The sequence below is a fragment of the Proteiniclasticum sp. genome, assembly GCF_032054185.1.
Classification (GTDB): Bacteria; Bacillota; Clostridia; order Clostridiales; family Clostridiaceae; genus Proteiniclasticum.
The window spans coordinates 37,946-64,075 of record NZ_DAMBTF010000015.1 but is presented as its reverse complement, the minus strand read 5'-3'; the positions used below and the strand labels follow the sequence as shown (position 1 = coordinate 64,075).

Annotated in this window: 17 protein-coding genes and 2 pseudogenes; all 19 read right to left on the bottom strand. The window is 43.3% G+C overall.

Annotated elements, in window-relative coordinates; translation table 11 throughout:
- Window positions 1–13 precede the first annotated feature (13 nt).
- Entirely contained in the window at window positions 14–1,378 is a 1,365-nt protein-coding gene (gene rlmD, locus RTX25_RS09720; RefSeq protein ID WP_312653153.1) for a 23S rRNA (uracil(1939)-C(5))-methyltransferase RlmD, read from the bottom strand.
- A gap of 317 nt (window positions 1,379–1,695) precedes the next feature.
- Window positions 1,696–3,468: a pyruvate kinase gene (gene pyk / locus RTX25_RS09715; protein ID WP_312653151.1), complete on the bottom strand. Its 1,773-nt coding sequence runs from the start codon at window positions 3,466–3,468 to the stop codon at window positions 1,696–1,698.
- 20 nt (window positions 3,469–3,488) lie between these two features.
- On the bottom strand, window positions 3,489–4,445 hold the full coding sequence (pfkA, locus tag RTX25_RS09710) for a 6-phosphofructokinase (RefSeq protein WP_312653149.1): 957 nt from the start codon (window positions 4,443–4,445) through the stop codon (window positions 3,489–3,491).
- A 132-nt stretch (window positions 4,446–4,577) separates the two neighbouring features.
- Entirely contained in the window at window positions 4,578–6,074 is a 1,497-nt protein-coding gene (locus tag RTX25_RS09705) for an OB-fold nucleic acid binding domain-containing protein (RefSeq protein WP_312653147.1), read from the bottom strand.
- Between the two features lie 110 nt (window positions 6,075–6,184).
- Window positions 6,185–8,149, bottom strand: a complete 1,965-nt coding sequence (ltrA, locus tag RTX25_RS09700; protein ID WP_312653145.1) for a group II intron reverse transcriptase/maturase — start codon at window positions 8,147–8,149, stop codon at window positions 6,185–6,187.
- 771 nt (window positions 8,150–8,920) lie between these two features.
- Window positions 8,921–9,283 (bottom strand): annotated as a pseudogene (locus RTX25_RS09695) (DNA polymerase III subunit alpha); the annotation flags it as partial.
- 137 nt (window positions 9,284–9,420) lie between these two features.
- Window positions 9,421–11,283, bottom strand: coding sequence for a group II intron reverse transcriptase/maturase (gene ltrA / locus RTX25_RS09690; RefSeq protein WP_312653143.1), 1,863 nt, complete (start codon window positions 11,281–11,283; stop codon window positions 9,421–9,423).
- An 875-nt stretch (window positions 11,284–12,158) separates the two neighbouring features.
- Window positions 12,159–13,865 (bottom strand): annotated as a pseudogene (gene dnaE, locus RTX25_RS09685) (DNA polymerase III subunit alpha); the annotation flags it as partial.
- Between the two features lie 43 nt (window positions 13,866–13,908).
- The gene (locus RTX25_RS09680) at window positions 13,909–14,199 is read right to left on the bottom strand and encodes a Dabb family protein (protein WP_312653141.1); all 291 of its coding nucleotides are present in this window, start codon (window positions 14,197–14,199) and stop codon (window positions 13,909–13,911) included.
- Window positions 14,200–14,224: 25 nt separating this feature from the next.
- Window positions 14,225–15,523, bottom strand: coding sequence for a DRTGG domain-containing protein (locus RTX25_RS09675; RefSeq protein WP_312653139.1), 1,299 nt, complete (start codon window positions 15,521–15,523; stop codon window positions 14,225–14,227).
- The gene (gene whiA, locus RTX25_RS09670; protein ID WP_312653137.1) at window positions 15,523–16,473 is read right to left on the bottom strand and encodes a DNA-binding protein WhiA; all 951 of its coding nucleotides are present in this window, start codon (window positions 16,471–16,473) and stop codon (window positions 15,523–15,525) included. Before whiA ends, RTX25_RS09675 begins: the two co-directional genes overlap by 1 nt.
- A gap of 196 nt (window positions 16,474–16,669) precedes the next feature.
- A complete protein-coding gene (locus RTX25_RS09665) occupies window positions 16,670–18,001 on the bottom strand; it encodes a YvcK family protein (RefSeq protein WP_312653136.1) in 1,332 nt (443 codons plus the stop codon).
- 102 nt (window positions 18,002–18,103) lie between these two features.
- Window positions 18,104–18,559 carry a zinc ribbon domain-containing protein gene (locus tag RTX25_RS09660; RefSeq protein ID WP_312653134.1) on the bottom strand — a complete coding sequence of 152 codons (456 nt, stop codon included), beginning with the start codon at window positions 18,557–18,559 and terminating at the stop codon, window positions 18,104–18,106.
- 36 nt (window positions 18,560–18,595) lie between these two features.
- Window positions 18,596–19,714 carry a histidinol-phosphate transaminase gene (gene hisC, locus RTX25_RS09655; RefSeq protein ID WP_312653132.1) on the bottom strand — a complete coding sequence of 373 codons (1,119 nt, stop codon included), beginning with the start codon at window positions 19,712–19,714 and terminating at the stop codon, window positions 18,596–18,598.
- A 160-nt stretch (window positions 19,715–19,874) separates the two neighbouring features.
- Window positions 19,875–20,792 carry a UDP-N-acetylmuramate dehydrogenase gene (murB, locus tag RTX25_RS09650; RefSeq protein ID WP_312653130.1) on the bottom strand — a complete coding sequence of 306 codons (918 nt, stop codon included), beginning with the start codon at window positions 20,790–20,792 and terminating at the stop codon, window positions 19,875–19,877.
- Window positions 20,793–21,072: 280 nt separating this feature from the next.
- The gene (gene uvrC / locus RTX25_RS09645; protein ID WP_312653128.1) at window positions 21,073–22,983 is read right to left on the bottom strand and encodes an excinuclease ABC subunit UvrC; all 1,911 of its coding nucleotides are present in this window, start codon (window positions 22,981–22,983) and stop codon (window positions 21,073–21,075) included.
- Between the two features lie 4 nt (window positions 22,984–22,987).
- Window positions 22,988–24,484, bottom strand: a complete 1,497-nt coding sequence (locus RTX25_RS09640) for a penicillin-binding transpeptidase domain-containing protein (protein ID WP_312653126.1) — start codon at window positions 24,482–24,484, stop codon at window positions 22,988–22,990.
- Window positions 24,485–24,488: 4 nt separating this feature from the next.
- Window positions 24,489–25,682, bottom strand: coding sequence for an FtsW/RodA/SpoVE family cell cycle protein (locus tag RTX25_RS09635; RefSeq protein ID WP_312653124.1), 1,194 nt, complete (start codon window positions 25,680–25,682; stop codon window positions 24,489–24,491).
- Window positions 25,683–25,691: 9 nt separating this feature from the next.
- Window positions 25,692–26,123, bottom strand: coding sequence for an FHA domain-containing protein (locus tag RTX25_RS09630; RefSeq protein ID WP_312653122.1), 432 nt, complete (start codon window positions 26,121–26,123; stop codon window positions 25,692–25,694).
- Window positions 26,124–26,130: the final 7 nt, after the last annotated feature.

Genomic DNA, 26,130 nt, shown 5'->3' with positions numbered 1-26,130 from the left:
TATTTCTACACTCTTACTTCTCTACCCTTGACATCAATACTACTGTCTCCACATGATAGGAATTGGGAAAATTATCAATAGGTGTCACTTTCTCCGTATGGAAACCAAAGGACTCAAGTATCCCTAGATCTCTACCAAGGGATCCCGGATCGCAGGACACATATACCACCTTTTCAGGCGCAATTTCCTTGATTGCTTCCAGAAGTCTGATATCGCATCCCTTTCTAGGGGGATCAACCACTACTATGTCTGCTTTTATACCATCGTTTATAAGATCAACGATAACTTCTTCCGATTTACCCACAAGGAAGTCAACGTTTTCCACATGGTTCTCCCTGGCATTCACTTTTGCATCTTCAATTGCCTGAGGAACAATCTCTATTCCATACACTTTCTTCGCTTTCTGAGACAGGAAAAGAGATATGGTTCCTGCACCGCAGTAACAGTCAAATACTGTTTCCTCCCCAGTAAGACCCGCATATTCAAGAGCTTTCTCATACATGACTTCCGTTTGAACAGGGTTCACCTGGAAGAAGGAATGAGGTGAGATCTTGAACTTAAAAGGCCCGATATAGTCTTCAATCACAGGTTTTCCAAAGATAAGGATATTCTCTCTACCCAGAACAAGATTCGTATCCTCAGCATTGATGTTCAGAAGAAGTGACTGGAATCCATCAAGCTTCTTCAGACGTTCAAGAAGAACTTCAAGGTGTGGAACTTCTTTTTTGGTCACCACAAGAACCACCATAAGGTCCCCGGTCCTGAATCCTTTTCTCACCATAAGATGTCTGAGGATTCCTTTTCTGTCTATGACATCGTCATTAAGGTAGGTAGAAATATTGAATTCTTCTGCCCAGTCCCTTAAGATATTCAGAACATAATCACCATCAATATGCTGTACGATGCAGCTCTCAATATCTACGATTCTATGAGATCTTCTTGCATAGAAACCGGAGATGAATTTACCATTTAGACGACCTAAAGGAATCTGGACCTTGTTTCTGTAGCGGAAAGGATTTTCCATGCCGATGGTGTCTTCAATCTCCACATGTCCGATTTTCCCGATTCTCTCCAGTGAATCTTTCACTCTCTTCTTCTTGAACTTCAGCTGCCCCTCATAGCTTGAATGCATGATATGGCAGCCGCCGCACCTATAGTAATAAGGGCAGGGCGGTTCCACTCTTTCAGGGCTCACTTCCATGATTTCCATGATCTTACCGAAGCCATAATTCTTGTTGGCTTTCAGAATCTTTACGTTGACCATTTCCTCCGGAAGGGCAAAATCCACAAAAACCGGATAATGATCTGTTTTTCCGATTCCTTCACCGGTATGTCCCTGATCTACGATCTTAAGTATATGTTCTTCATTCTTCTTCATCTTTAATTCCTCATCACTTTGCATTTATTATTCTCATTATAATCTATATTCAGCAAAACGCCCAAAAAAAATGCACCCATTTGCAGGGTGCTGAAGTTTTGAATCAGTTGCCAATAATTCAATTTTTTACATTTACTACTATATCACTAGGAACCGATTCAAATGTAAATTTATTGTATCTATATTGTAAACTTTTTATTAAATTTAATCAAGTTTATCCTCGTATATTATGAAAACCTTTGTGTACCAATGATAAACGCGATATATGTACAAATTGTTAATTTTCCATTTAAAAGGAGCCCTAAGGCTCCTCTATATTATGATTTAAGATTGGTTCTTCCATTGATGACCAGACTTCTTTTGCCGTCGATGGTCACAAGAGTTCCCTCTGTCAGAACAGACATGGCGTTCATGGCTTCTGCGATGATCGGAATATCATGCTTCATAGCTTCAACCGATATCTCAGGAGTAACCTGATTGCTTTCCACGATTACACCAGATACCTTATGAAGGATGTTCATGAACTCATCAGTCAGTGAGTTCACAACAAGGATATCTCCCGTCTGAACATTCTCATCCGCCATTTTCAGTGATATCGCTTTTTTGACGACACCGCTGACCACCTGGGTTGTTTCATGTGTTCTCTTCCCCTGCAGCAGGACTTCTCCTATGAGGTGAACCTTGATCATGTTCGTAGAGCCCACGAAGTTTATTGGCAGACCTGCAGTGATGACCACCAGATCTCCATCCTTCACAAATCCCAGTTTCTTTGCGATATCCGCTGTGGTATCGATCATTTCATCTGTAGAATTATAGAGCTCTGCAACGATGGGATAAACACCCCAGTAAACAGACAGCTTTCTTGCTACTGAGTTGCTTGGCGTAATTGCGAGAATCGGACACTCAGGTCTGAACCTTGAAACATTCTTCGCGGTACTTCCGGATACTGTAGCAGAAATGATTGCAGATGCACCAAGCTCGTAAGCTGTCGTTACACTGGCAAGGCTGATTGCTGTTGGTACAGATGCCGCATGAGTGAGCATAAGCTTTGAGATCACCTTGTCATGCTTGATTCTGCTCTCAGCATCTTCTGCAATCTTGACCATGGTCTCTACCGCTTCCACAGGGTACTTTCCGTTTGCGGTTTCTCCTGAAAGCATGATACAGTCGGTGCCATCGAAAATGGCATTGGCTACGTCAGAAACTTCAGCTCTTGTAGGTCTTGGATATCTCACCATGGACTCAAGCATCTGAGTAGCCGTAACAACCGGCTTTCCTGAAAGGTTGCACATTTCTATGATTCTCTTCTGGATGCCAGGAACCTGTTCCAGTGGAATCTCTACACCCATATCTCCTCTTGCCACCATGATTCCGTCGGAGAACTTGATGATTTCTTCTACATTATCTACGCCTTCCTGATTTTCGATCTTGGACATCAGGAAAATATCATCAGCTCCGAGATTTCTCAGAACCTTTCTGATGGCCAGAACGTCTTCAGCTTTTCTGATGAAAGATGCCGCAACGATATCCACACCCATTTCCACACCAAAACGAAGATCATCCAGATCCTTCTCAGTCAGAGCAGGAAGCTGAGTCTTGATTCCCGGAAGATTGATTCCCTTGTGATTGGATACAGTTCCTGTATTTAGAATCCTGCAGGAAAGTACTCCGGTTTCGCGGTTTACGGAAACCACTTCAAGTTCTATCAGTCCGTCATCAATAAGTATTCTGTTTCCGATTTCCACATCTTCAGCAAGTTTCTCATAAGTGAGAGAGAAACGCTCAGCATCACCCATGATCTTTTCTCTTGTATGAATGTCGATCATATTTCCTTCGTTAAGCAGCACTGGGGCATCCTTGAAATCATGTGTTCTGATCTCCGGTCCCTTTGTATCAAGGAGTATCGCAACCTGCTTGCCAAGTTCCTTGGCCGCTGTTCTTACCCTCTCCATTTTAACTTTGTGATTGGCATGATCATCATGAGAGAAATTATGTCTTGAAACATTCATTCCTGCCTGAATCAGCTCTCTGATGGTTTCTTCGGAATCTGATGTCGGTCCGATGGTACAGATAATTTTCGTTTTACGCATTTTTCATCCTCCTATCCCTATTAAACAAGGTCCATGGCGATCTGGTACAGCTTTTCATTGAACGGTCTATCCATGCTGAGCGCCTCATGGATATCATAATCCACAATATCTCCTCTTACAGTTCCAATGACCCTGGCTGATTTTCCTTCCATAAGAAGTTCTACAGCGCGGTGTCCCATCCTGGAAGCCAGTATTCTGTCATAGGCTGAAGGAGCACCACCTCTCTGGATATGTCCTAGAACAGTCAGTCTTGTTTCAATTCCTGAAATTTCCTCGATTTCCTTGGCGATTTCATCGGAGTTTCCTACACCTTCTGCAATAACCACAAGGTTATGATGCTTCATGTGTCTTCTTCCGTCCATTACAGTTCTGATGATCTCTTCCTTAGTATACTTCTTCTCCGGTACAAGAATGGTCGTAGCTCCACCGGCGAGTCCTGAATAAAGAGCCAGGTCTCCGCAGTTTCTGCCCATGACTTCCACAACGGATACTCTCTGATGGGAAGAAGATGTGTCTCTGATCTTGTTGATGGCATCGATGACTGTATTCTGTGCAGTATCGAAGCCGATGGTTCTGTCTGTGTAGGCCATATCATTGTCGATGGTTCCCGGAATGCCTATGGTCTTTATCCCCAGCTCTGAAAGACCTTTTGCACCCATGAAGGATCCGTCTCCGCCGATGACCACAAGGCCTTCGATTCCATAAATCCTTAAGACCTGAGCAGCCTTCTCTCTTACCTCAGGATCCTTGAATTCAGGAAACCTGGCAGTCTTTAAAATGGTGCCGCCCTTCTGTATGATGTCAGATACCGACCTTCTATCCATAGGAAGAATCTCTCCCTCATGCAGACCCAGGTACCCCTTGTAGATCCCCATTACTTCTATGTTATTGACTAAAGCTGTTCTCACGACGGCTCTGATCGCCGCGTTCATTCCTGGTGCATCTCCGCCACTGGTTAATATACCGATTTTCTTCATTTTTATCCTCCTAAATAGAGGCAGAAGAGTTTATCTTCCGTCTACAAAAAAATTTAGCCCATACTATTGTATCTCTTAAATGAAATGATTTCAAGAAGGTAACACCAACTGGTGATATCACTTTTAAAATGATTAGCTTTCAACAAGTTTCACGTTTTCCTCACCAAGTTTATCCATAAGCATCCTGATTACTGGAGAATCTCCATCAATCCATAGCTCTTTTGCAAGCTGCATCACTTCACGTTTGTCTGACGCCACCACGATTACAGGTGTCTCTCCGCTGAAGGTCGTTAATACCGGCCTTAAGGCTCTCACCATAAGCTTAGCATCATCCATATTCCTGAATCTCAGATATAGTTTAGTGTTCTTTTCAGGAACGAGGTCTCCAAGAGATTCCACAATAATTTTTGGATTTTCCTCTTCCTTGATGGAAAGTCTTCCACGAATGAGTACGATGCTGTCTTCTTTGAGGTAGGCCACAACCTTGTCGTAGGTCTTGGGAAATACGATGCACTCAATGACCCCAGAGAGGTCCTCGAGATTCATAAACGCCATCATTGCAGAGTTTCTCGTGATTTTCCTGGAAATATCTCTGATCATTCCACCGAGAATCACCCGATCTCCATCCTTGAAGCCGCTTTTCTTCATCATTTCATCGGCAAACATCGCCGCGTCATCCCTGACATCATCAAGGATCTCCCTGTTTTCTGTCTGAATATCCGATACCTTATGGCTGACTGCCGTTCTAAGCGTTTCTTCATATTCGTCCAGTGGGTGGCCCGACATATACATCCCGGTCATTTCCTTTTCCATGAAGAGAAGATCCTTATGATCAAACTCTCTCAGCTTCGGATATTCGATCTGCACGGTATCATCATCTTCCAGAAGATCTCCGAAAAGCGAGACCTGACCGTCGATATTCCTTCTGCTCTTCTGGGTAAAGCTGTCCATGATCTTTTCATAGACGGCAAGCATCTGTGCTCTGTTTCCATCGAGTCCGTCAAAAGCACCAGATCTGATCAGAGCTTCCACAGCTCTCTTGTTGAGACCGCTTGCGGTATTTCTTTCGATGAAATCCATAATGGACTTATATCGTCCGCCCTTGTTTCTTGTCTCCACGAGGGCATCCACCATATTTCTGCCGACACCCTTTATCGCACCTAGGCCAAACACGATGTTTCCGTCCTTCACCTTATATTTGAACTCCGATGCGTTGATATCCGGTGAAACCACGCTGATCCCCAGGCTTTTGGCAAATCTGAGATAGGAAAAACACTTATCCGCATTTCCGATGAAGGAGTTCAGCATAGCTGCCGTAAACTCCGCAGGATAGTATCTCATCAGGTATGCCGTCTGATAGCCGATAACGGCATAAGCTGCAGCATGCGCCTTATTGAATGCATAGCTTGCAAAGTCCATCATCTGATTGAAGATGATGCCCGCAACGGTCTCGTCGATGCCATTTCTTACGCAGCCGGGAACAATCACATTCCCTTTGTCGTCAACCAGTCCATAGATGAAGTTCTTTCTTTCCTCTTCCATGACATCATGTTTCTTCTTGCTCATGGCTCTTCGGACAAGATCAGACCTGCCCAGAGAATAGCCCGCAAGATCTCTTACAATCTGCATGACCTGCTATAGTGATAGGTAATCCTTTGAACTTATCTCCAGATTTTCCCCCACTCCACACCGTGCGTGCAATTTTCACCGCACACGGCGTTCCATCGAGAATCTTATGGCTAAATATCTAAATAGTTTTCAACTTTTTCCAGGGTGAGCTTTTGCCCCTCTTTGTCGTATTCTTTGATAATGGATAGGCCTAATGTAAAGCGTAACCGATTGGTTTTTCTTCTCTGTTCAGAGTTCAGATTCAAAATCCCGAGATATTTCTTGAGAGTTTCCTCCTGTGTTGCATGAATTAGTTTATGAACATCTTCATGTATCAATACAAGATTCCTGAATTCATCAGTTCCGCCATCCTTACGTGCCTTCTTGTGATGACAATGTATTTCGGCTCTAGTTTCTATGGGTTTACCTAATACATAGCATTTTCCATTTTGCATTGAGTATAATGAAATTCTGTTATCAAAGTACTCAATGTTTTGGTTATTTGGGTAGTGCTTTCGCAATTGATTCAACAGCTTTAATTCATTGCCAAGATAGTCATGTATCTTTTCTCTTCCTTCAGGGGTGTATAGACAGTTCTTAATACTGAATGCCATCGGATTTTTAAACTGTATGGCGTATATTGGGTAGATAGGTTCGCCCGTTCCCTTGATGTATCGGAGCGACTTATACTTCCCATATCTCTGTATTTCTGTGTCCGTTAGGTCCCTACCTGTTTTCACTACACGATTACCATTTTGGGTGTTTAATCCATTGTATAACAGCCTATAGGTTCTTTGTTGTATGTGATTCAAGTCACTTGATACCATCGTTGCGATACTGTAATAGTTTTGAATACCCATTACCATCGCATTGTATAGTACGATTTCCCTAACTTCACTGTCTGAGCTTCCTGCATGACATATCTTTTTAACTTGTTCTATCAGCTTTTCTGACTTGACTGCTAATGCTTTATCACTTATATGTGAGAATACAGTATATTTATTTTTCTGATGATTCCATGTTACTTTTATTTTAAATCCAAGGAACTCCATGTACTGTTTCCTGACATCAACAATTTTTGTCTTTTCTGAGGATATTTCAAGTTTCAGGGTTTCTTTCAGCCATTTTTCAGTTGCGATTAATACTTTTTGTGCATCTTCATGTTTTCTACAGAAGACTCTAAAATCATCTGCATATCTCACAATCCACATTTCTTTCAGCTTTGTTGTCTCTTGCATGCCACGGAAAGCATGAGAGGTTGTTGTTCCGTTAGCTGTCACCCTCTTTTTGTAATTGTTGGTTACTGAGTGATTCTGCCATTGGCTTTCAATCCATTTATCCAAGTCGTTCAATACTATATTAGCGAGTAACGGTGATAGAATGCCACCTTGCGGGGTCCCTTTTATCGGGATTATGGTTTGTCCATTTTCCAGTTTAATTGGTCCTTTAAGGATTTGCTTTATTATCCAGATTAGTTGCTTATCTCTTATACCCATGGCCCATATTTGTCTGATTAATTTCTTGTGGTCAACGTTATCGAAGAACCCTTTGATATCAAACTCTATGACATGGTATAAGTTGCTCATCTGGAGCATTCTATATGTTCTAGCTATAGCATGTTCAACTGACCTTAACGGTCTAAATCCGTAGCTGTTGTTTGAAAATTTTGCTTCACAAATGGGTTGCATTACTTGTAGAATACACTGCTGTATTAATCTATCCCAAATACATGGTATGCCAAGTGGTCTTGTTTTTCCATTGGGTTTAGGTATTTCCTTTCTTCTTACGGCTTTTGGTCTGTACCCATGTTCACTTCCGCGAGTTATGAATCTCACTTTACTTACCACTTCTTCAGCAGTCAGTTTTGAAATGTCTTGGATACTCAATCCGTCAGTTCCAGGAGTTTTGCTTCCACCATTGGTTTTGATGTTCCTGTATGCCAATAATATGTTTTCTTCAGATAGTATTATCTGCATAAGGTTATCTAATGTATTACCATCTTGGCTTTTTGAATACAACTCGTCGAAGACCGTTTGCATGTTGTAGTATTCGTTATGTCTCAGGTCTTCAATAGATTTTCCCTTTTTCTTTGACATAGGGCACCTCCCATCATATGATAGAGGCATTTTTGTCTTACTCGAATCCCCATGTTCAACTATATGATATTTGCTTGTTATTCTCGACTTGTGGCCATTCCTATACTACTCATTACAAGGAGTTTTAAAACGGTTCGACCACTACTTTTCAGCACCGATTCAGTTGCTTATTGTTCTTCGACAACTCGGACCTTTATGGTCCTCGGTACCTTTCCGTGTTCCAATAACTCTATCCTTACATATACCCTTAGGTTCTTGCTATAAGCCTGTTAGCTTAGATACGCCCGCCAGATTTCTCCTTCGCGTATCATGGGATTTCATAACCAAGATTCTTACTTTCCCACACTAACGATGTCCCTAGGACTTGTTCATATCTTTCGATATGCTCATATCTAGACCCTTTACATCGCAAGTTCGTCTGTCAGCGTCTTTTGCTGATATTCTAACCATAGGTATTTTATGGACTACCGACCTATCGACAACCATACCTCTTACTTTCTTCCTTTCATGCGGGTGGGCTCTAGCCACTTTTGCACCAACATTACTTGTCCGTTTCTTAGGCTTAGGTTTCTTCAGCCGTCTTCACCGAGCTTCATACACCTAAACTTTCGTTTTATGATGCATGTCGGAGTATTATAGTATGCGTTTCAGGGCGTTACTCCTTCATTCCGCATATCGAGTTATTAGTTCAGACCTGTTGTTCTCGTAAGCTGATTAGCTAACATTCCTTGCAGGTCTGCTCAATCTTTTCAATTGAGAACGCGTCGCACCCTGGTAGATAATTACCCCGTAGGTTACTGAGAGGATCGGTTCCAGTTCCTTGCAGAGATAGGTGACTTTTCCCGGATGGTTCTTATTCTCGATGTATTTCGGAATCTCACCCATCGGTCCGGGTCTGTAAAGAGATATTCCTGCGATGATGTCCTCAAGGGAATCCGGCCGGAGCTCTTTCATGAAGCTCGTCATACCAGCTGATTCCAGCTGGAACACCCCGACGGTCTTGCCTTCTCCGATCATCTTATAGACTTCTCTGTCATCAAGGTCTAAAGTGTCGATATCTATGGAAACGCCTGAGCTCTCTCTTACCATCTCAACGGTATCCCTCATGACTGTCAGCGTCCGGAGACCTAGAAAATAGGAATAGGTAAGAAACATCCACAGCATTACCTGTTTGGAGTCCTTTTCCCCTCCTTCACACCGTGCGTGCGACTTTCACCGCACACGGCGTTCCATCGTAGTTTATAGTCTACGGTTGACTATTTCGAGTATTGTCAGATGTTTAATTTCTTGCGGTATTTCCTCAAGTTTTCTAATGTTTTCTCTGACAGACTGCTCGGCTCTTTGTCACTATGAATAAGGTCATGACAGTATTGATGTACTGTTACTAGATTGCTGACCTTATTTCTCTTTTCAGATTGCAACTTCGTTTGCACATGGTGAAATCTGGCTTCATTAGGTTCGACGTATCCTCCGCAGATTCTACATTTCCCTTTATCTCTATTGTATGTATATGGTCTATTCATGAAGTATTCAAAGTTGTATAGCGGACTCTTGCTCATCCTGATGTATAATGCATGTTCCGTTGAGTTCACTTCATCAGTTCTTGCTTTAAGTCCTTTACGCCTCATTCTTTGGTTGTACAGTTCTCTTCCTTCTGTCGTATATGGGTTTTCACGCTGATTTTTCATCTTCGGATTTTCCCATTTTGCGAAGTTTGTGTCTGTGATTCCTATGTACATTCCCTTATATTTGATTGCTGGAATGTGCGCTCTATGCCCACTATGCAATCCAATGAGGTTCTTAACTTCATTCGCTCTTATCCATTGACCACCATGTCTCTTTAATGATTTGTATGCTGTGTACTTTTGTAGCCAAGCATACTTCCTTATTTCAACACTGATTTGGTCACACATACTATAGTAGTTTAGCAGTCCCACAATGATAGAGTTGACCCTCGTGATGTTTTGTACAAGTCGGTCGCTGTCCAAAGTTGAGACTTTCCTAATGTAGAACAGCTCGCGACTTAGGTCTTCCATTTTCCTCTGAAATCTTACCCTTTCGGGAGAAACCTTGTTAACCCATCTATTATTTATCCTAGCCAGTCGAATTTCTACTCCTAAAAACTTTATGGGCTTACTGCACACATTTGTTATGAGTGTTTTTTCTTCTGATAGGTCCAGTTTGAGCGTTTCTTTGAGATACCTTTTCGCTTTATACTTAAGCTTTTCAGCATCTTCACGGTTATCCGTGAGGATTACCCAATCATCCGCATACCTTACATAATAAGCTGTTTTCAGATTACTATGATTACGCATGCTCGTAATTTCTCCGTCTCTTCTGGTATAGGTTTTCCTTAGTTTCTTTCGTTCAAAATCACTGGTTATGAAATTATCGAATCGGTTTAGGTATATGTTTGCAAATAGTGGCGATATGATTCCGCCCTGGGGCGTACCTAGTTCGCTGATAGCAATTTCACCCATAACTCCTGCTTTTAACATTTGTTTAATAATACTGAGTACTCTTTTGTCACGTATGCCAATATCCCATAAGCTTTGCATCATTGTGTTGTGGTCTATGTTGTCAAAGAATCCTTTGATGTCTCCTTCAACTACCCAATGACATTTAGCAATGAAATTTATTTGCTTGATTCTAGACACTGCCATTTCTGCTGACCTCATCGGTCTAAAACCATATGAGTGTTCAAAGAATTGGGCTTCTGCAATTGGCTCTATGACATTCCTTACACATTCTTGTATTATCCTATCGATAATTGTAGGAATTCCTAAAGGTCTTTTCTCTTTCTTACCTGGTTTTGGTATCCATACCCTTCTTACCATTTCGGGGTTGTAGTTGTAGAGCTTACCCCTGATTAGTCCGATGAGTTCATCGTATCCCTTGCCTAAGTAATCGCTAATTCCTTTTTCATCTATTCCAGCGGTATTACTACCTTTGTTGGCTTTGATTTTATGAATTGCAGTTACTATGTTTGGTTCGGAAGCGATTATTTCTAGGATACCTGTGAAGTTACATTCTTTCCTGTTATCATAGTTATTCTTAGCCGAAACGTATATGTCCTGTAAAAGTTTATTAAGTTCCTTTTCATTCTTTGGAACCCTGCTAAGTTTTGTCCCCACTGGCATCACCTCCGTGACACTTTATATCGTGGTTAGTTCGTTTCGCTCAACGGCTACCTTAACAATTAAACTTATCTTACATTACTCTAATCTACGACTATGCCCCTTCGCTCCACAGACATTACTCTGCTTCAACACTACTACGGGCTGCTGCCCCCCGAATTCACAAGTCATTTCCTACTTGTTAGAAACATCTGCTCTTAATAGCTTTAACATTTTCTTCCGAGGTTCAATTGTTCCATCTATTTTATCCCTTATTTATTGTAACTTAGCCTCTACCTTTAACCCGTTAGCCATTCTTTTTCCCGCTTTGTCGACTGGGATGAGAACATTTATCCTTATTTTGGATAAATATCGTAACTGCAATGGACAATACAGTTACCACGACTAAAATCCCTATAGGGACCCCCCATCTTTCGATGGGGTCTAATAAATTACGAGCCTTTCATACGGTAGTTCCTGGTGTGTAGGCATATTACATTTCAAAGATTTCTCTTTGGGACCCCCGACCTACTTCGTAACCATCTTTTTTACTTTATAGTTTCATACAGGTGGACCCTAGTCACTTTTGTACCAATATTACTCTTATATTTCATCCAGTTAGGCCCTTTTCGGCCGACTTCACCGTACTTTGTACCAGTTAATAATAAGGTTAACTGGCACAACGGAGTATCAGGGGTTTGGGTATCGACATTTACCCAACAAGTGGAATTTCACCACTCTAATCAAATAGATAGTTAAGTAAGTTTCACTACTTTACTTTTCCAGCGGGCGGGCTCTAGCCACTTTTGTACCAACTTTATCTAGTATTTCATTTGCTTACTCCGCTAACTTGTTTCCATTTCTGGAGTGTTTCGTTAACGAACAATTCGTACGTCCATTTTAAGCAGTCCAAGCTCCTCCAGGGTGTTCATGGTGAACTGGGTCACGATGGACTCATCGTTCTTCTGAAGCGGAACATAGTTCACCAGTGGTTTCTCAGAGATGACGACACCTGCGGCATGAGTGGAAGAATGCCTTGAGAGGCCTTCAAGTTTTCTGGAGATATCCAGAAGCTCCATGACTCTTCCGTCATCCTCATAGACCCGCTTGAGCTCAGGATTCATCTCAATGGCTTTATCCAGGGTGATGCCTAAAACTGAAGGAATCATCTTTGCAATCTGATCCACTTCTCCATAAGGGTAGTTCATGGCACGGCCCACATCTCGTATGCAGGCTCTTGCCGCCATGGTACCGAAGGTGATGATCTGCGCCACATTGTCAGCGCCGTATTTTGCGACAACATAGTCGATGACCTCTCCTCTTCTTTCATAGCAGAAATCAGAGTCGATATCGGGCATGGATATTCTTTCCGGATTCAGAAACCGCTCAAAAAGAAGGTTATATCTTATGGGGTCAATCTTTGTGATGTTCAGGCAGTAGGAAACGCAGGAGCCGGCAGCACTTCCTCTTCCGGCACCTGTGGCGATTTCATTGTCGTTGGCAAACTTTATGAAGTCCCACACAATGAGAAAGTAGTCCACATACCCCATCTGATTCATGATGTCCAGCTCATAGTCGATTCGCCTTATGATTTCCTTGCTCTCTTCATCCTCCAGGCTACGGAGAAACGGGATATCAGGAGTTTTTCCGCGGTAAGCCTTGAATGCCTCATATTTCTCCACCATTCCCTCGTAGGTTCTCTCCACAAGGTACGCATAAGGGTCTGTCCCTTCAGGGAGCGGGAATTTGGGCAGCTTGGATACATGAAATTCGTAGTCAAAATTACATGCTTCAGCAATTTTCACTGTATTTTCAAGGGCTTCCGGGACATACTGGAACAGATCATACATTTCCTCATAGGATTTCAGATAGAACTGATCCGAAGGATAACGCATCCTGTTTTCCTCATCCACGGTCTTTCCGGTCTGGATGCATAGAAGAATATCATGGGCTCTCGAGTCCTCTTTTTTCAGATAATGCACGTCATTTGTACAGACCAGAGGAATATCAAGCTCCTTCGCCAGAGCGATATTGAGCTTATTCACCTTCTTCTGCTCCAGAAGTCCATGGTCCTGCAGCTCCAGATAATAATCGTCCTTGAAGACGCTCTTATAGAAGAGCGCAGCTTCTCTGGCCTTATCCGGCATACCGAGATTGAAGTATTCCTGAACCTCTCCTCCGAGGCATGCAGAAAGACAAATAAGCCCTTCTGCATGCTTTTCAATAAATGCATGGTCGACACGGGGCTTATAATAGAACCCCTCAAGGGACGCCGCAGAAACGATCTTCATGAGGTTCTCGTAGCCCTTCTCGTTTTTGACCAGAAGAACCAGATGATGGGTGGTATTTTCCGGATCCTGATGCTTGATGTGCATATCCTTCGCCGCAACATAGATCTCGCACCCGATGATGGGCTTGAGACCTGCCTTCTTCGCAGTCTTGTAGAACTCCACAGTCCCATACATGGTTCCATGGTCAGTAACCGCCACATATTTCATGCCCAGTTCCTTTGCTCGTCTTATGATGCCATCGATCTTTGCCGATCCGTCAAGAAGACTGAATTCCGTATGCAGATGTAGATGGGCAAACGCTTTCTCCATAGTTATTATCCTTTCTTAAGATGTCGCGGGCTGCAGTGTGAATTTATGCAAAAAAATCACAGGCTTTCGAGTCCAGAAGCATGGGTTTCAGGTTTTTCAGTACAGTGCTTACATGATAGTCATGCACCTGATACTCATCCATAGCTTCATGTGAATCAAAGGTCGTGATGAGGCAGATGTCATAGCTTCTCGCGGAGCTTACAACGTCCTTTCCGACGGTGAGCCCTTTAAGCTGAGGAATCTTCCCTTCCATGGACTGCAGAAGCTCCTTAGCCTTGTCCATATTTTCCGGACTTTTGTCCTTCAGTTTGAATAGTACAATATGATAAAACATGAGTATTTCCTCCTAATTCTGTCTATTAATCATCCAGTGTATGTACGATATTGAGTCTTGAGGTTGCGATAAGCTTATCTCTGGATCTCATATTGACATCCACCTTGGAATGAAGTTTCGATGTCTTGATGATATTGATTTCCATGACGAATTTCGCATCAATGCCCAGCACTTCATAGAAATCTGTCGAGCACTTATCCAGACTGCAGCTGTAATACTGGTTCTGGAGATGGGAAATTGCCGTTTTCGACATGAGCATGGAGAGAAGACCTCTCGATGCATTGCCCAGAGGATCCAGAAATTCAGGAGAGATCGCTCCGCTGTAATAGAACTTTCCGTCCCTCTTCTCCACAACCAGGCTTCTTATGATCTTGTCTTCTATGGTATCGGTCTCCATGGGTTTCATATGACGTTCCTGAAGCGCCTTCAGGATATCCGTCCTCGTAATGACACCGACAAGCACCCCTTCTTCCGTCACCGGACACAGAGGCAGGTTTTCCCAGTCCATGATATGGGCCACATAGGATACCGTAGTTTTAGGCGTAATGGATATATTGACTTTTCTGTATACATCACCGATGAGTTCTGATTCTTCCCGTCCAAGGGTTTCCTTTGCTGTGATGATCCCCTGAACAACCATCTTCCTGTCCACCACCGGAAACTTTTCATGTCCGGATTTTTCGGAAAGCTTGAGGTAATCCGAGATTCTGCTCTCCATCTTGAGATGATGGGTTTCCTTCTGGATAATGTCCTTGACATAGGGAATGGTCTGCTTGATGAGATTCTCAGAGATTCCTCTGTTGATCATGGATGCTGTGGTAAAAGTATCATAGGAGCAGGAGATGATCGGTAGCTTCAGGCGGTCAGCCAGAGCCACGTTCTTCTCGGTGGCCTTGAAGCCTCCAGTGATGAGCACCCCGACGCCCATGTTGAGCGCAAGAGTGTGGACTTCATCCCGATTTCCCACAATGAGCAGTCCGCCCATAGTAAGATATTTCTTCATGGCTTCCATGGTCATGGCACCGATATTGAATCGGTATATGGTCTTTTCCACCCCTTCTTTTCCGCCAAGCAGCTCCCCATCCACAATCCGGATGATCTCATTGTAGGTTATGGATTCGATCTTTTTCTCTTTTTCACTCTCAACTCTTATAGTCCCGGTTCTTGGCAGAGTCTCGAGATATCCCTCTTCCTCCATGATCTTTATGGCTTTGTATGCCGTAGCATCGCTTACCCCCTGATCCTTTGCGAGGGTCCTGACTGACAGCTTTGTCCCAAGCTGCATTTCCCTGATGCTTTCCATGATACGATCGATTTTTGCCACTACAGTCCCCCCTTCCTCAGTTCATCTGCTATTTTTTCTATTTTTCTCAGTCTGTGATTGACTCCTGACTTTCCTACCGGAGGATTCAGCATTTCGCCAAGCTCCTTCAGGGATTCGTCGGGATATTCGAGCCTGATTTCCGCAATGTCTCTTAACGGTTTAGATAATCTTCCAAGCCCGATTTCTTTTTCGATGAGTCTTATGGATTCCACCTGTCTCACCGCAGCATTTACCGTTTTCGACAGATTGGCCGTTTCGCAGTTGACCAGCCTGTTGACGTTGTTTCTCATATCTTTCACGATCCGGACGTTCTCGAATTCAAAAAGACTGTTGAAGGCTCCTATGATGGACAGAATGTCCACTATCTGTTCCCCCTCTTTAAGATAGACGATATAGGCATTTTTCCTCGCAATCACCTTGGCAGACAGGCCATAGGAATTGATGAGATCCTTGAGATCTTCCGCCAGCTCAATCGAGCTTACCACAAACTCCAGGTGATAGGCTCTTTCAGGGTTCGATACACTTCCTGATCCCAGGAAAGACCCTTTGATGTAGGCTTTTTTCAGTGCATCTGTACGGATGAGTTCCTTGCTGATGGAATAGTCCAGATTGAACGTATCCTCCTCATCTTTAAGAATCCCTGTTTCTATGAGCAGATCCTTAAGTCCCATATCTTCACTGATTACAATGACATAGACGTTGTTCTTCTTGAGAGAGCCTGATTTTTTGACCAGGAGTCTTCCATGAATCATGAGATGATCCTTCAGCAGCTTGAAAATGAATCTTGCTGTGGAAGGATTCTCTGTGGTTATCTTGAAGGACAGTTTGGATGATCCAAATGCTAGGGTGCCCGATAACCTCATGATGGCAGAGAGAATCGATATGATTTCTTCTCTGGATATATCTGTATTTCTTGTTATTTCACTTTTTACTGTTGACGAAAATGACATTATGCTCACCCGAACCTGTTCTATTTTTTTCTGCTGATCAGCCATAAACCCCATCAAATACTGACAGATTTAGTACAGCTGACTCATTTTATTATACCATAACGCCCCTGTCATAGAAACGGACATCTGTATGCAGAAATAAAAAGAAAGTGCAGATGAAGAAAGGAAATCCCCTTGCTTCTGCACTTTAACCGCTCTAATTTTTCTTGTTCTTCAGCTTGCCCGATAATACCACATACTCAAGGATTCTCCTTTTGTCGTTCACAAGAGTCTCCTTAAGAATGATCTCCATGAGTCTCTTGGAAAGCTTATCCGCATCATGCCTCACAGAAGTTTCTCTTGGCTTTATGAAATCCCCGAGAATCAGTTCAAAATCTTCATACCGGAGCTTCTCCTCGTCCACGATCACTTCATACTGTTTCATGTCATGATACTTTTTCCGGAGATGCTCATTTCGGATACACATGGTGTTGGCAAATACATAATCGAGCTTTCCGATATCGCCATGCTCGTAGATGGCCCTGATATGATCTGATACCTTGAATTCATCTGTTTCTCCGGGCTGGGTCATGACGTTGCAGATATAGATTTTGCTCGCCCTGCTTTCCTTTATGGCCTCCGGTACTCCTTTGATGATCAGATTGGGTATGACTGAGGTATATAGAGAACCCGGACCGAGAATAATGGCATCGGCATTCAGAATCTCTTCTCTCACATCTGGGAGACATTGGGCATTTTCCGGAGTGACATAGAGCTTCCTGATCTTCGCCCCTTCCGAAATGCTGACCTCAGGAATATGAGATTCGCCCACAACCAGCTGACCGTTATCCAGAATGGCATTGATCTTGACGTTGTCAAGAGTAACAGGAAGTACCTTTCCGGTTATGGCCAGAACATTGGCCATATTCTGTACGGCATCCTCAAAATTATCCGATACTCCATTCATGGCTGCAAGAAACAGATTTCCGAAGCTTTGACCCTTAAGCGACCCATCCTTGAATCTGTACTGCATGAGTTCTTCCATGAGAGGCTCGGTGTTTGCCAGCGCCACAAGACAGTTTCTGATATCGCCAGGAGGTAGAATACCAAGGTCTTCTCTTAATATTCCAGATCCGCCCCCGTCATCTGCGACGGTCACAACTGCTGTGATATTATTGGTATAATTCTTCAGCCCCTTAAGAATGGTCGAAAGCCCGGTGCCTCCACCTATAATAACCACCTTTGGCCCCTGAACCAGAAGCTTCTTCTCGTGAATCAGACTGCCGATTTCTCTTGAGTCCATGTTAAAGTCGATGAGACCATCCTTTGCCAGCGTCATGAAGCTCTTGATGAGCTCAGCGATGGATACATAAAGGACAGAAACACCCAGTATCAGTAGATATATATAGTAGAAGTTATAGGCACTCTTGCCGTATCTCTGAAATATCAGCTCTATCAGCGCAAAAATGATTACACTAAGACCGACGATTCCAAGACCGAACCACCTCTTTATCCCATAACCCATATTCATCCAGTCTTTTATCTTCATACCCTACACCTGTTATTTCCTTGTATTCTTATGAAGATTATACCACAGCAGATAAGAAGAAGGACACTGCCTGATTCAGGCAATATCCTTCTTTTATCATTGCTATATTTCTTTTCCGCAGTTTTTGCAGAATCTGGCATCCTCATCATTCAGTTCTCTGCAGCTCAGACACCTGACCTTGACGACATCCTTCTCACCCGGCTTCGGTTTCAGAATATCCACTTCCTGCAGTGCATCGTTAATCATTCCTCCTGCAGCTGCTGTATAGGGGTTCAGGTCTTCTCTGGCTTTCTCGGGATCAAGTATCAGTCCGGAACCTGCGGCGCCTCTTGCTCCGATATTCATGATGAAACCGCCCAGACCGATGAGAATGAATCCTATGAAGCCGTTTTTCATTGAGCCCATCCCTGAATCACCTGAAAAAGGATCTTCGTTCATTCCGATGAAGAACACAGAGAAGAACAGGATAAAACCAGTAATGAGTATAGCCATACCAATATAATACAGCCCTTTTCTTTCCACTGATATTTTATGCTTATGCTTATCCTTTTCTTCCATACCGCTCTCCTTGGGTGATGTTATGTTTTGATTCGACTATACTGAGATTTTTTCCTGCTCTCTGATTTCACTGAGCACTTCTTTAAATGCACGCATAAAACCGATGTTGTTCTCCATAGTGGATATTGAAACTCGGATGTATCCCGGTATTCCAAGGAATCCGCCTGGTCTTATGATATATCCTTTCTTCATGAGTCTGTGGAATATATCCATATCATCACCTTCAGTATCCCAGAGAATGAAGTTTGCATCGGATACCACATAGGAAAGCCCCATGCTTTCAAGCTCCTTGTAGAAATATTCTTTTCCTCTTGAGTTCTCTTCAATAACCTTCTTGAGATATTCGGTATCCCCAAGAGCTGCCACTGCCGCTTCCTGAGCAAACAGGTTGACATCAAAAGGATCGACAACACGATAGAAATATCCTACAAGCTCAGGATCGGCGAAGCCGTATCCTACTCTAAGCGAGGCCATACCATATGCCTTTGAAAAGGTTCGAAGTACAATGAGGTTCTTGTATTCATCCAGATAATCCAGAGCATCAAAATAGTCTTCTCTTGTGACATATTCTCTGTAGGCTTCATCCATCACGATGATGATATGATCAGGCACCTTCTTTATGAAGGCTTCAAAATCGTTTTTTCCGAAGGATGATCCCGTCGGATTGTTGGGATTGCATAGATAGATGATTTTCGTTCTGTCTGTGATGCTTTTCTCCATGTCATCAAGATCAAGAACAAGCTTTTCCATATTCGTTTTGACGATCTTAGCCCCCATAAGCCTTGCGTTATCTTCATAACGTGAAAAGGAATGCTCACCCATGATGATTTCGTCATCATGATTGAGGAATGTTGAAGAAATCACCTTGATCAGTGAATCCGATCCTCCTCCGATGAAAATCTCATCCATGCTTCTGCCTGTTAGCTTTGAGAGCTCACTTCTCAGCGCATAGGAACCTGAGTCAGGATAAAGACTGATATCCTTGCAGGTTTTCATGATGGCCTCTTTCACTTTGGGACTTGCACCCATAGGATTTTCATTTGATGCCATCTTCACGACCGTTTCGATCCCCAGTTCTCTTTTGACCTCCGATATGGGTTTGCCCGCCACATATCTTTTCATTGTGGTCACCTGTTCACGTATTTTATACTTCATTAGTCTCCCCCTTGAATGAAATCGTATACTTAGATGATAACTCATGAAAACTCTTCAATCAAGGAAATCATTCCACCTTCACGCGTCATAATGGAACAAAAAAAAGAGAAAACACCATGTTCTCTCTTTAAAGATAAATATAATTCAATAATTACTTATATTATTTGTCTTCTCCCACGATGAGCACTTCAGTGCAAAGTTCCACATTGAATTTATCCATTACAGTTGTCTGAATATAGTTAATCAGGTTCAGTACATCTTTAGCCTCAGCATGATCCCTGTTTATGACAAATCCGCTGTGCTTCTCTGAAACCTGCGCTCCGCCCATCTGATAGCCTTTAAGTCCGGCATCCTGAATCAGCTTTCCTGCATAATGTCCTGTAGGTCTCTTGAAGGTGCTTCCTGCTGAAGGAAACTCAAGAGGCTGTCTGTCTTCTCTTCTATGTGTAAGGTCATCTATCTTCGCTTTGATTTCTTCTTTGCTGCCATGCTTTAAAAGGATGACCGCATCCAGTACCACATATCCGTTGATCTTCACTGCTGATGTTCTATAACCAAGCTCAAGCTGATTTTTACTCAGGGTAATGATCCTAAGATCTGGCGTGATGACACGTACACTGTCAAGAACAAAAGACATCTCTCCATCATAGGCACCGGCATTCATAAATACAGCGCCACCTAAAGTTCCAGGGATTCCGCAGGCAAATTCAAATCCGGTAAGGCTTGCATTGTACGCAGCTTCAGAAATATCCGCAAGTAGTGATCCGCATTCTGCAACAACAGTATTCCCTTCAACTCTGATCTGATTGATCATTTCTGTCTTAATGACGATTCCTCTGATTCCGCCGTCTTTAACCAGTAGATTCGATCCATTGCCGATGAGAAAAGTAGGTATGTTATTCTCGGTCACATAATGGATGACTTTAATCAGTCTGTCCACCGAGTCAGGAATAACCAAAACATCCGCAGTGCCACCTATTTCAAACCATGTATGGTTCATCATGGGCTCATCCAGCATGACTTCTTCTTTCGAGAGAATCAATACCAGATCTTCGTAGGCATCAGTATATCTATTCATTATCAATGCTCCTTAAACTTAATTCCATCTATGCATTATACACAATAGCAGGAAATAAATAAATAGAATTTATGTGAAACTCTAGATTATATTTCCTTTGTAGCCCAAAGAGGTCTCAGATTGATTCTTAGTTCCATTATAATGCACAGATTTTACAGAATGGTTAAGGATTGATTACCGATTTCGTAATATTTATGTAGGATGACTTCATAAATGGAGGAATAGTAAGACCAGTTCAAGCGAATTGAACTGGTCCTCAATATGATTATATATACATCTATCAGACTTCTTCATCCTGATGCCTGTCTTCATGCTTCACCTTATCTTCGCTGTTCCCATGGAAATAGGTATAGATGCTCCTTGCTGTCTCTTTATCAACGGACGGGGTCTTCATGAGCTCCTCAAAAGATGCTTCTCTTATGGCATCGATGGATCCGAATTTCACCATCAGATTCTTTCTTCTCCTCTCTCCGACCCTTGGAATATCTTCCAGAATAGAGTGAAGTGTCCTCTTGTCGCGAAGTGTCCTGTGATAGGTGATGGCGAACCTGTGCACCTCATCCTGAATTCTGATCAGAAGATTTCTCGCTTCACTGAGCTCTCTCAGACCATACTCTCTGTTCATATAGATGATTCCACGGGTTCTGTGGTTATTGTCTTTGACAAGACCCATGACCGGAATCTCAAGATTCAGCTCTTTCATGACTTCCAGAGCGATATTCACCTGCCCCTTTCCACCGTCCATGATGATGAGGTCCGGGAAGATCGAGAATTTTCCGCCGGTGTAATCCAGCTTTCGTTCCTGAATCTCTCTGATTTCTTCAAGACCTCTCTTGAATCTTCTTGTGAGGATCTCTCTCATGGAATCATAGTCGTTTGCACCGGTGACGGTTCTGATCTTGAATCTTCTGTAGTCGCTTTTCTTGAACTTGTTCCGCTCATAGACGATCATTGTGCCCACCGAGTCTACTCCTTGGATATTTGAGATGTCGTAGGCTTCGATTCTCTGAGGAATTTCATCCAGCTCAAGGAGTGTACCGAGCTGGGTGATGGCTTGGCTGCTGGTCTCATATTCACTGAGTATCTTCTGCTTGAACTGCTCAATGGTCGCCCTGGCATTGCTTTCCGCAAGACCCAGCATATTGAGCTTATCGCCTCTTTTGGGCGAGCTGAGTGAGGCGTTCTTTCCTCTTCTCATACTCAGCCAGCTTACAAGCACCTCATCTTCAAGATCGATGCGCGTGTAGATCTTTTTGGGAATGAAGGCTGTTCCGCTGTAATAGCTCTTGATGAAATCTGTGAGAATCACCGGATCTTCTTCCTTGGCGAAACCTTCCAGAATATAGTGTTCTCTGCCCACAAGCTTTCCATCCCGGACATTGAACACCTGAACGGAAACATCCTCCTCATCCTTGAATATACCGATGAAATCTTCATCATCCAGTCGTCTTGTGAACACTTTCTGCTTCTGTACGGTTTTCTCAATGGCATAAAGCTTATCTCTAAGATGAGCTGCGCGCTCAAAATCAAGTTTTTCCGAAGCTGCGATCATTTCTTCTTTGAGGGATTTCTTGATCTTGACGTCTCTTCCCTCAAGCAGACTGATGATATCCTCAATCATCGCTGCGTATTCCTGTTTGGATATGTAGCCTGCACAAGGCGCCTTGCAGAGTCCTAGATGATAGTTCAGGCAGGGCTTTGTCCTTTCCCCGAACTCTGTAATCACTCTTCTGCAGGTCCTTATAGGATATATTTTCTTTATCGTATCCAGGGTTTCATAGACTGCCGTGACATCTGTGAAAGGACCGAAATAACGGTTCCCGTCCCTTGCGTAGTTTCTTGTGACATATACCCTCGGAAAATCTTCATTGGTCGTAATCTTGATGAACGGAAAATGCTTGTCGTCCTTGAGCAGCACATTGTATCTTGGACTGTGCTTCTTGATGAGATTCATCTCCAGGATCAGCGCTTCCATTTCGCTGTCTGTGATGATGTACTCGAATTCAGCGACTTTACTCACCATCACCCGGGTCTTTTCCGAATGGTTTTTTGTATTCTGAAAGTATGATTTTACTCTCTTTTTTAAATTCTTGGCCTTACCTACATAGATAATTTCACCCAAGCTGTTTTTCATCAGGTATACTCCGGGGTTATCCGGAAGTATACCAAGCTGATATTCTAAATCAAACACTTTATCACCTGTTCTCTGTGTACCATTTCATAAGTTCTGTTGCGATGGCAGCAGCTTTTCCTCCACCTGATCCGCCGTCCAGTACAACTACTGAAATGGCGATTTCAGGATCTTCAAACGGAGCAAATCCGACGAACCAGGAATTGATGACGGCTTTTTCCTCACCGCTGGTGAGGACATATTTATCCTGGGCAGTTCCTGTTTTCCCGGCTCCACGGATTCCAGAGAGCACCTTCATGACATCTGATTTGGATGAATCCACATTGTTCTTCATGTAGGCTTTTACGGTCTGAGCGGTTCCGATGTTGGCAACCGTCTGATAAAGTTCAGGTTCATAGGTTTCCTTTGTTGTGCCGTCATAACGCTGAACAGCATTGATGAGCCTTGGAGACATCAGTCTGCCGTCGTTTGCGATGGCTGCTGCCACCATGGCCATCTGAAGTGGATTTGTACCGACCTCACCCTGTCCGATACCGGTCTGAGCCAGAAGTCCGTCATCATTTTTACTGTGGGGCGTTATGGTGCTGTTTCCGATATTGATGCCCTTGAAGGAAAGCTCCTTGTTGAAGCCGAATCGGCTAGCTACGTCGGCAAGCTTATCTCCACCAAGTTCGATGGCAAGCCCCCCGAAGACAACATTGGAGGAAACGGAAAACGCTTCTTCCAGATTGATCCTGCCGTAGATATTCCCGTTGACGTTAGGTATAGCTACACCTGCCTTAACATCGAGCTTACCCTTGTCTTCGAAGATCCTCTCTTCAACGCCGTCGATATTTTCGAGAGCTGCTATAAGGGTGATGATCTTGAAGGTCGATCCGGGAGCATATCTTGAACGGGCAGCCTTGTTGACGAATACCCCTTCATCTCCGCCCTTCTTATTGAGTTCTTCATAGATCTGATCCAGATTGTTCGGATCATAACTTGGGCGATTGACCATGGCAAGGACTTCACCGGTTTTCGGATTCAGAGCCACAATGGAACCTGAGCTGCCAAGGGCATCACCCAGAAGTTCATAGGCTTTTTTCTGAAGTTCCGTGTCCAGGGTGGTGATGACATTGTTTCCCACCTTTGTCCGGTGAATGATTGATGTGGGATCCTTCAGCACTTCAAGGAAGTTGTTTCTGCTGATGTTCATCTCAAATTCGTCCGTGACCAGTGTCTTGTCCATAATATTTTCAAGTCCGGTGACGACAGATTTTGTGGCATATCCAAGCGCCTGTGCAAAGGGTGCTCCACCCTGATAGATTCTCTTCTGACTTTCATTGTCCTGTCTCTCACTCTTTGAGAGAATGGAACCGTTTCGGTCATATATCGTTCCTCTGAGCACACGGTTTCTTTCTACCGCAGCTCTCACATTACCTGGTCTTGCTGCAATATCTTCAGCCAAAACAGCCTGAAAATAGAGCATATAACCCATAATTGCAATGAAGAGGGTCAAAATCACTCCGGAGATGATCTTGATGTTCTTGTTCAGTGCAATCTTTCTTTTTTCATCTCTCATGATGTTATGCCTCCTCTGAAATCTTCTGGATGATTCCTAAACTGAAGAATATGGTCAGCATGGAAGTACCCCCATAGCTGATGAGCGGCAGAGTGATACCTGTAAGCGGAATCATATTGAGCACGCCACCGATGATGACGATGACCTGCATGGCGATCATTACCGAGAATCCGACACCAAGCAGCGAAGTAAAGGTCGATTTCGCCTTCAATGCGCTTCTGATGTTACGATAAAACATGAGGAAGTAGATGATGAGTATTCCGAAGGAAAAGATCATCCCCAGTTCCTCGACGATTACTGCAAAGATATAGTCAGACTCCCTTACAGGGATATATTCCGGTGATCCGTTACCAAGTCCCTGACCGAAAAGTCCTCCCGATGCCATAGCATAAAGACCCTGAACGATCTGATAGCTTTCATTGCTGGCATATTCCCATGGTTTTCTCCAGATCATCACACGTCTTCTGATGTGCGGAAACAGTGCATAGCTTGCAACAGCGCCCACCGACGCTACTCCGAAGGATGCAAGCAGATACTTCACCTTGGACGTTGCGGCAAAAATCATGGCGATGGCGATAAATGAAAAGATCATCGCTGAACCCAGGTCTCTCTGCAGCACCATGAATCCGATGGACAGAAGTACGATGATTCCCGGTTCGATGAGTGATTTAAGATCCGAGAAGTTCTTCAGACTGCTCGCAAGATAGAACACGAAGAAGATCTTTCCGAATTCAGAAGGCTGGAACGAGATAAAGCCCAGATCCACCCAGTTCTTCGCACCGAATCGGGTTACGCCGATAAAGGTGGCCATAGCCATAAATATCACTGTACCGGCAAGGTACAGGTACTTGAACTTTGCAAAACGCTTAAGGTCCGGCAGAATGATGACAAGCGCGATATAAGCACTGATTCCGATGATGAACCACAGAACCTGCTTTACCGCAATGCCCGGATCAAGTCTATAGAGTACGGCTATACCGATGACCGGCAGAACCGAAACGAAGGTGACCAGAAATTTATCCCCGCCGGGGAAAAATTTATTGACCACAAAGTGAGCGTAGGCGATCAGAACACACATGACGCCGGCCATGATCAGTGCACCGATATCGAATACCGGCTGAAAAAGTGCTATGTTGAAAAACATACCGAATGTCAAAAGAAAAATCGGTGTCAGCATCCTGATTTTTGAATCTTTCATAAATTCCTCCTAGGAGACATTCACTTTAAGTGTGAGATTACCCACCTTAATGATGTCTTCTTTCTTCAGATAGGTCTTCATTTCAAGCTTTTCTCCATTAAGAAGTGTGCCGTTTGTCGACTGATTGTCTTCGATGACAAATCTGCCTTCCTTCGGGAAAATCCTGAAATGGTATCCGGAAACATAAGGATCTGTGAGGACTACAGTATTGTCGTTCTTTCGTCCGAATGTCGTTTCGTTTACGATACTGATCACTGCACCTTCCTTGAGATTTCTGTTCTCACCTGACTTCAGAATGGTCAGTCTGAGACTCTTTTCCTTTACTTCTTCTACGCTGTCCATATCTCTGGACATCAGAAATAATGATCGTATGATGATAAAAAATAGTATGATGACGAAAAAGCCCGTAAAGGCAAGACCAATGAATCTTTCAATATCCATAATTCCC

Excerpts from the sequence above, each read along its gene's own strand:
- murB (WP_312653130.1), bottom strand. The coding sequence starts at position 20,792 with ATGAATAGATATACTGATGCCTACGAAGATCTGGTATTGATTCTCTCG.
- RTX25_RS09640 (WP_312653126.1), bottom strand. The coding sequence starts at position 24,484 with ATGAGAGATGAAAAAAGAAAGATTGCACTGAACAAGAACATCAAGATC.
- RTX25_RS09665 (WP_312653136.1), bottom strand. The coding sequence starts at position 18,001 with ATGAAGATAAAAGACTGGATGAATATGGGTTATGGGATAAAGAGGTGG.
- rlmD (WP_312653153.1), bottom strand. The coding sequence starts at position 1,378 with ATGAAGAAGAATGAAGAACATATACTTAAGATCGTAGATCAGGGACAT.
- RTX25_RS09680 (WP_312653141.1), bottom strand. The coding sequence starts at position 14,199 with ATGTTTTATCATATTGTACTATTCAAACTGAAGGACAAAAGTCCGGAA.
- ltrA (WP_312653145.1), bottom strand. The coding sequence starts at position 8,149 with ATGTCAAAGAAAAAGGGAAAATCTATTGAAGACCTGAGACATAACGAA.
- RTX25_RS09630 (WP_312653122.1), bottom strand. The coding sequence starts at position 26,123 with ATGGATATTGAAAGATTCATTGGTCTTGCCTTTACGGGCTTTTTCGTC.
- hisC (WP_312653132.1), bottom strand. The coding sequence starts at position 19,714 with ATGAAGTATAAAATACGTGAACAGGTGACCACAATGAAAAGATATGTG.
- whiA (WP_312653137.1), bottom strand. The coding sequence starts at position 16,473 with ATGTCATTTTCGTCAACAGTAAAAAGTGAAATAACAAGAAATACAGAT.
- pyk (WP_312653151.1), bottom strand. The coding sequence starts at position 3,468 with ATGCGTAAAACGAAAATTATCTGTACCATCGGACCGACATCAGATTCC.
- RTX25_RS09635 (WP_312653124.1), bottom strand. The coding sequence starts at position 25,682 with ATGAAAGATTCAAAAATCAGGATGCTGACACCGATTTTTCTTTTGACA.
- RTX25_RS09660 (WP_312653134.1), bottom strand. The coding sequence starts at position 18,559 with ATGGAAGAAAAGGATAAGCATAAGCATAAAATATCAGTGGAAAGAAAA.
- pfkA (WP_312653149.1), bottom strand. The coding sequence starts at position 4,445 with ATGAAGAAAATCGGTATATTAACCAGTGGCGGAGATGCACCAGGAATG.
- RTX25_RS09705 (WP_312653147.1), bottom strand. The coding sequence starts at position 6,074 with ATGCAGATTGTAAGAGATCTTGCGGGCTATTCTCTGGGCAGGTCTGAT.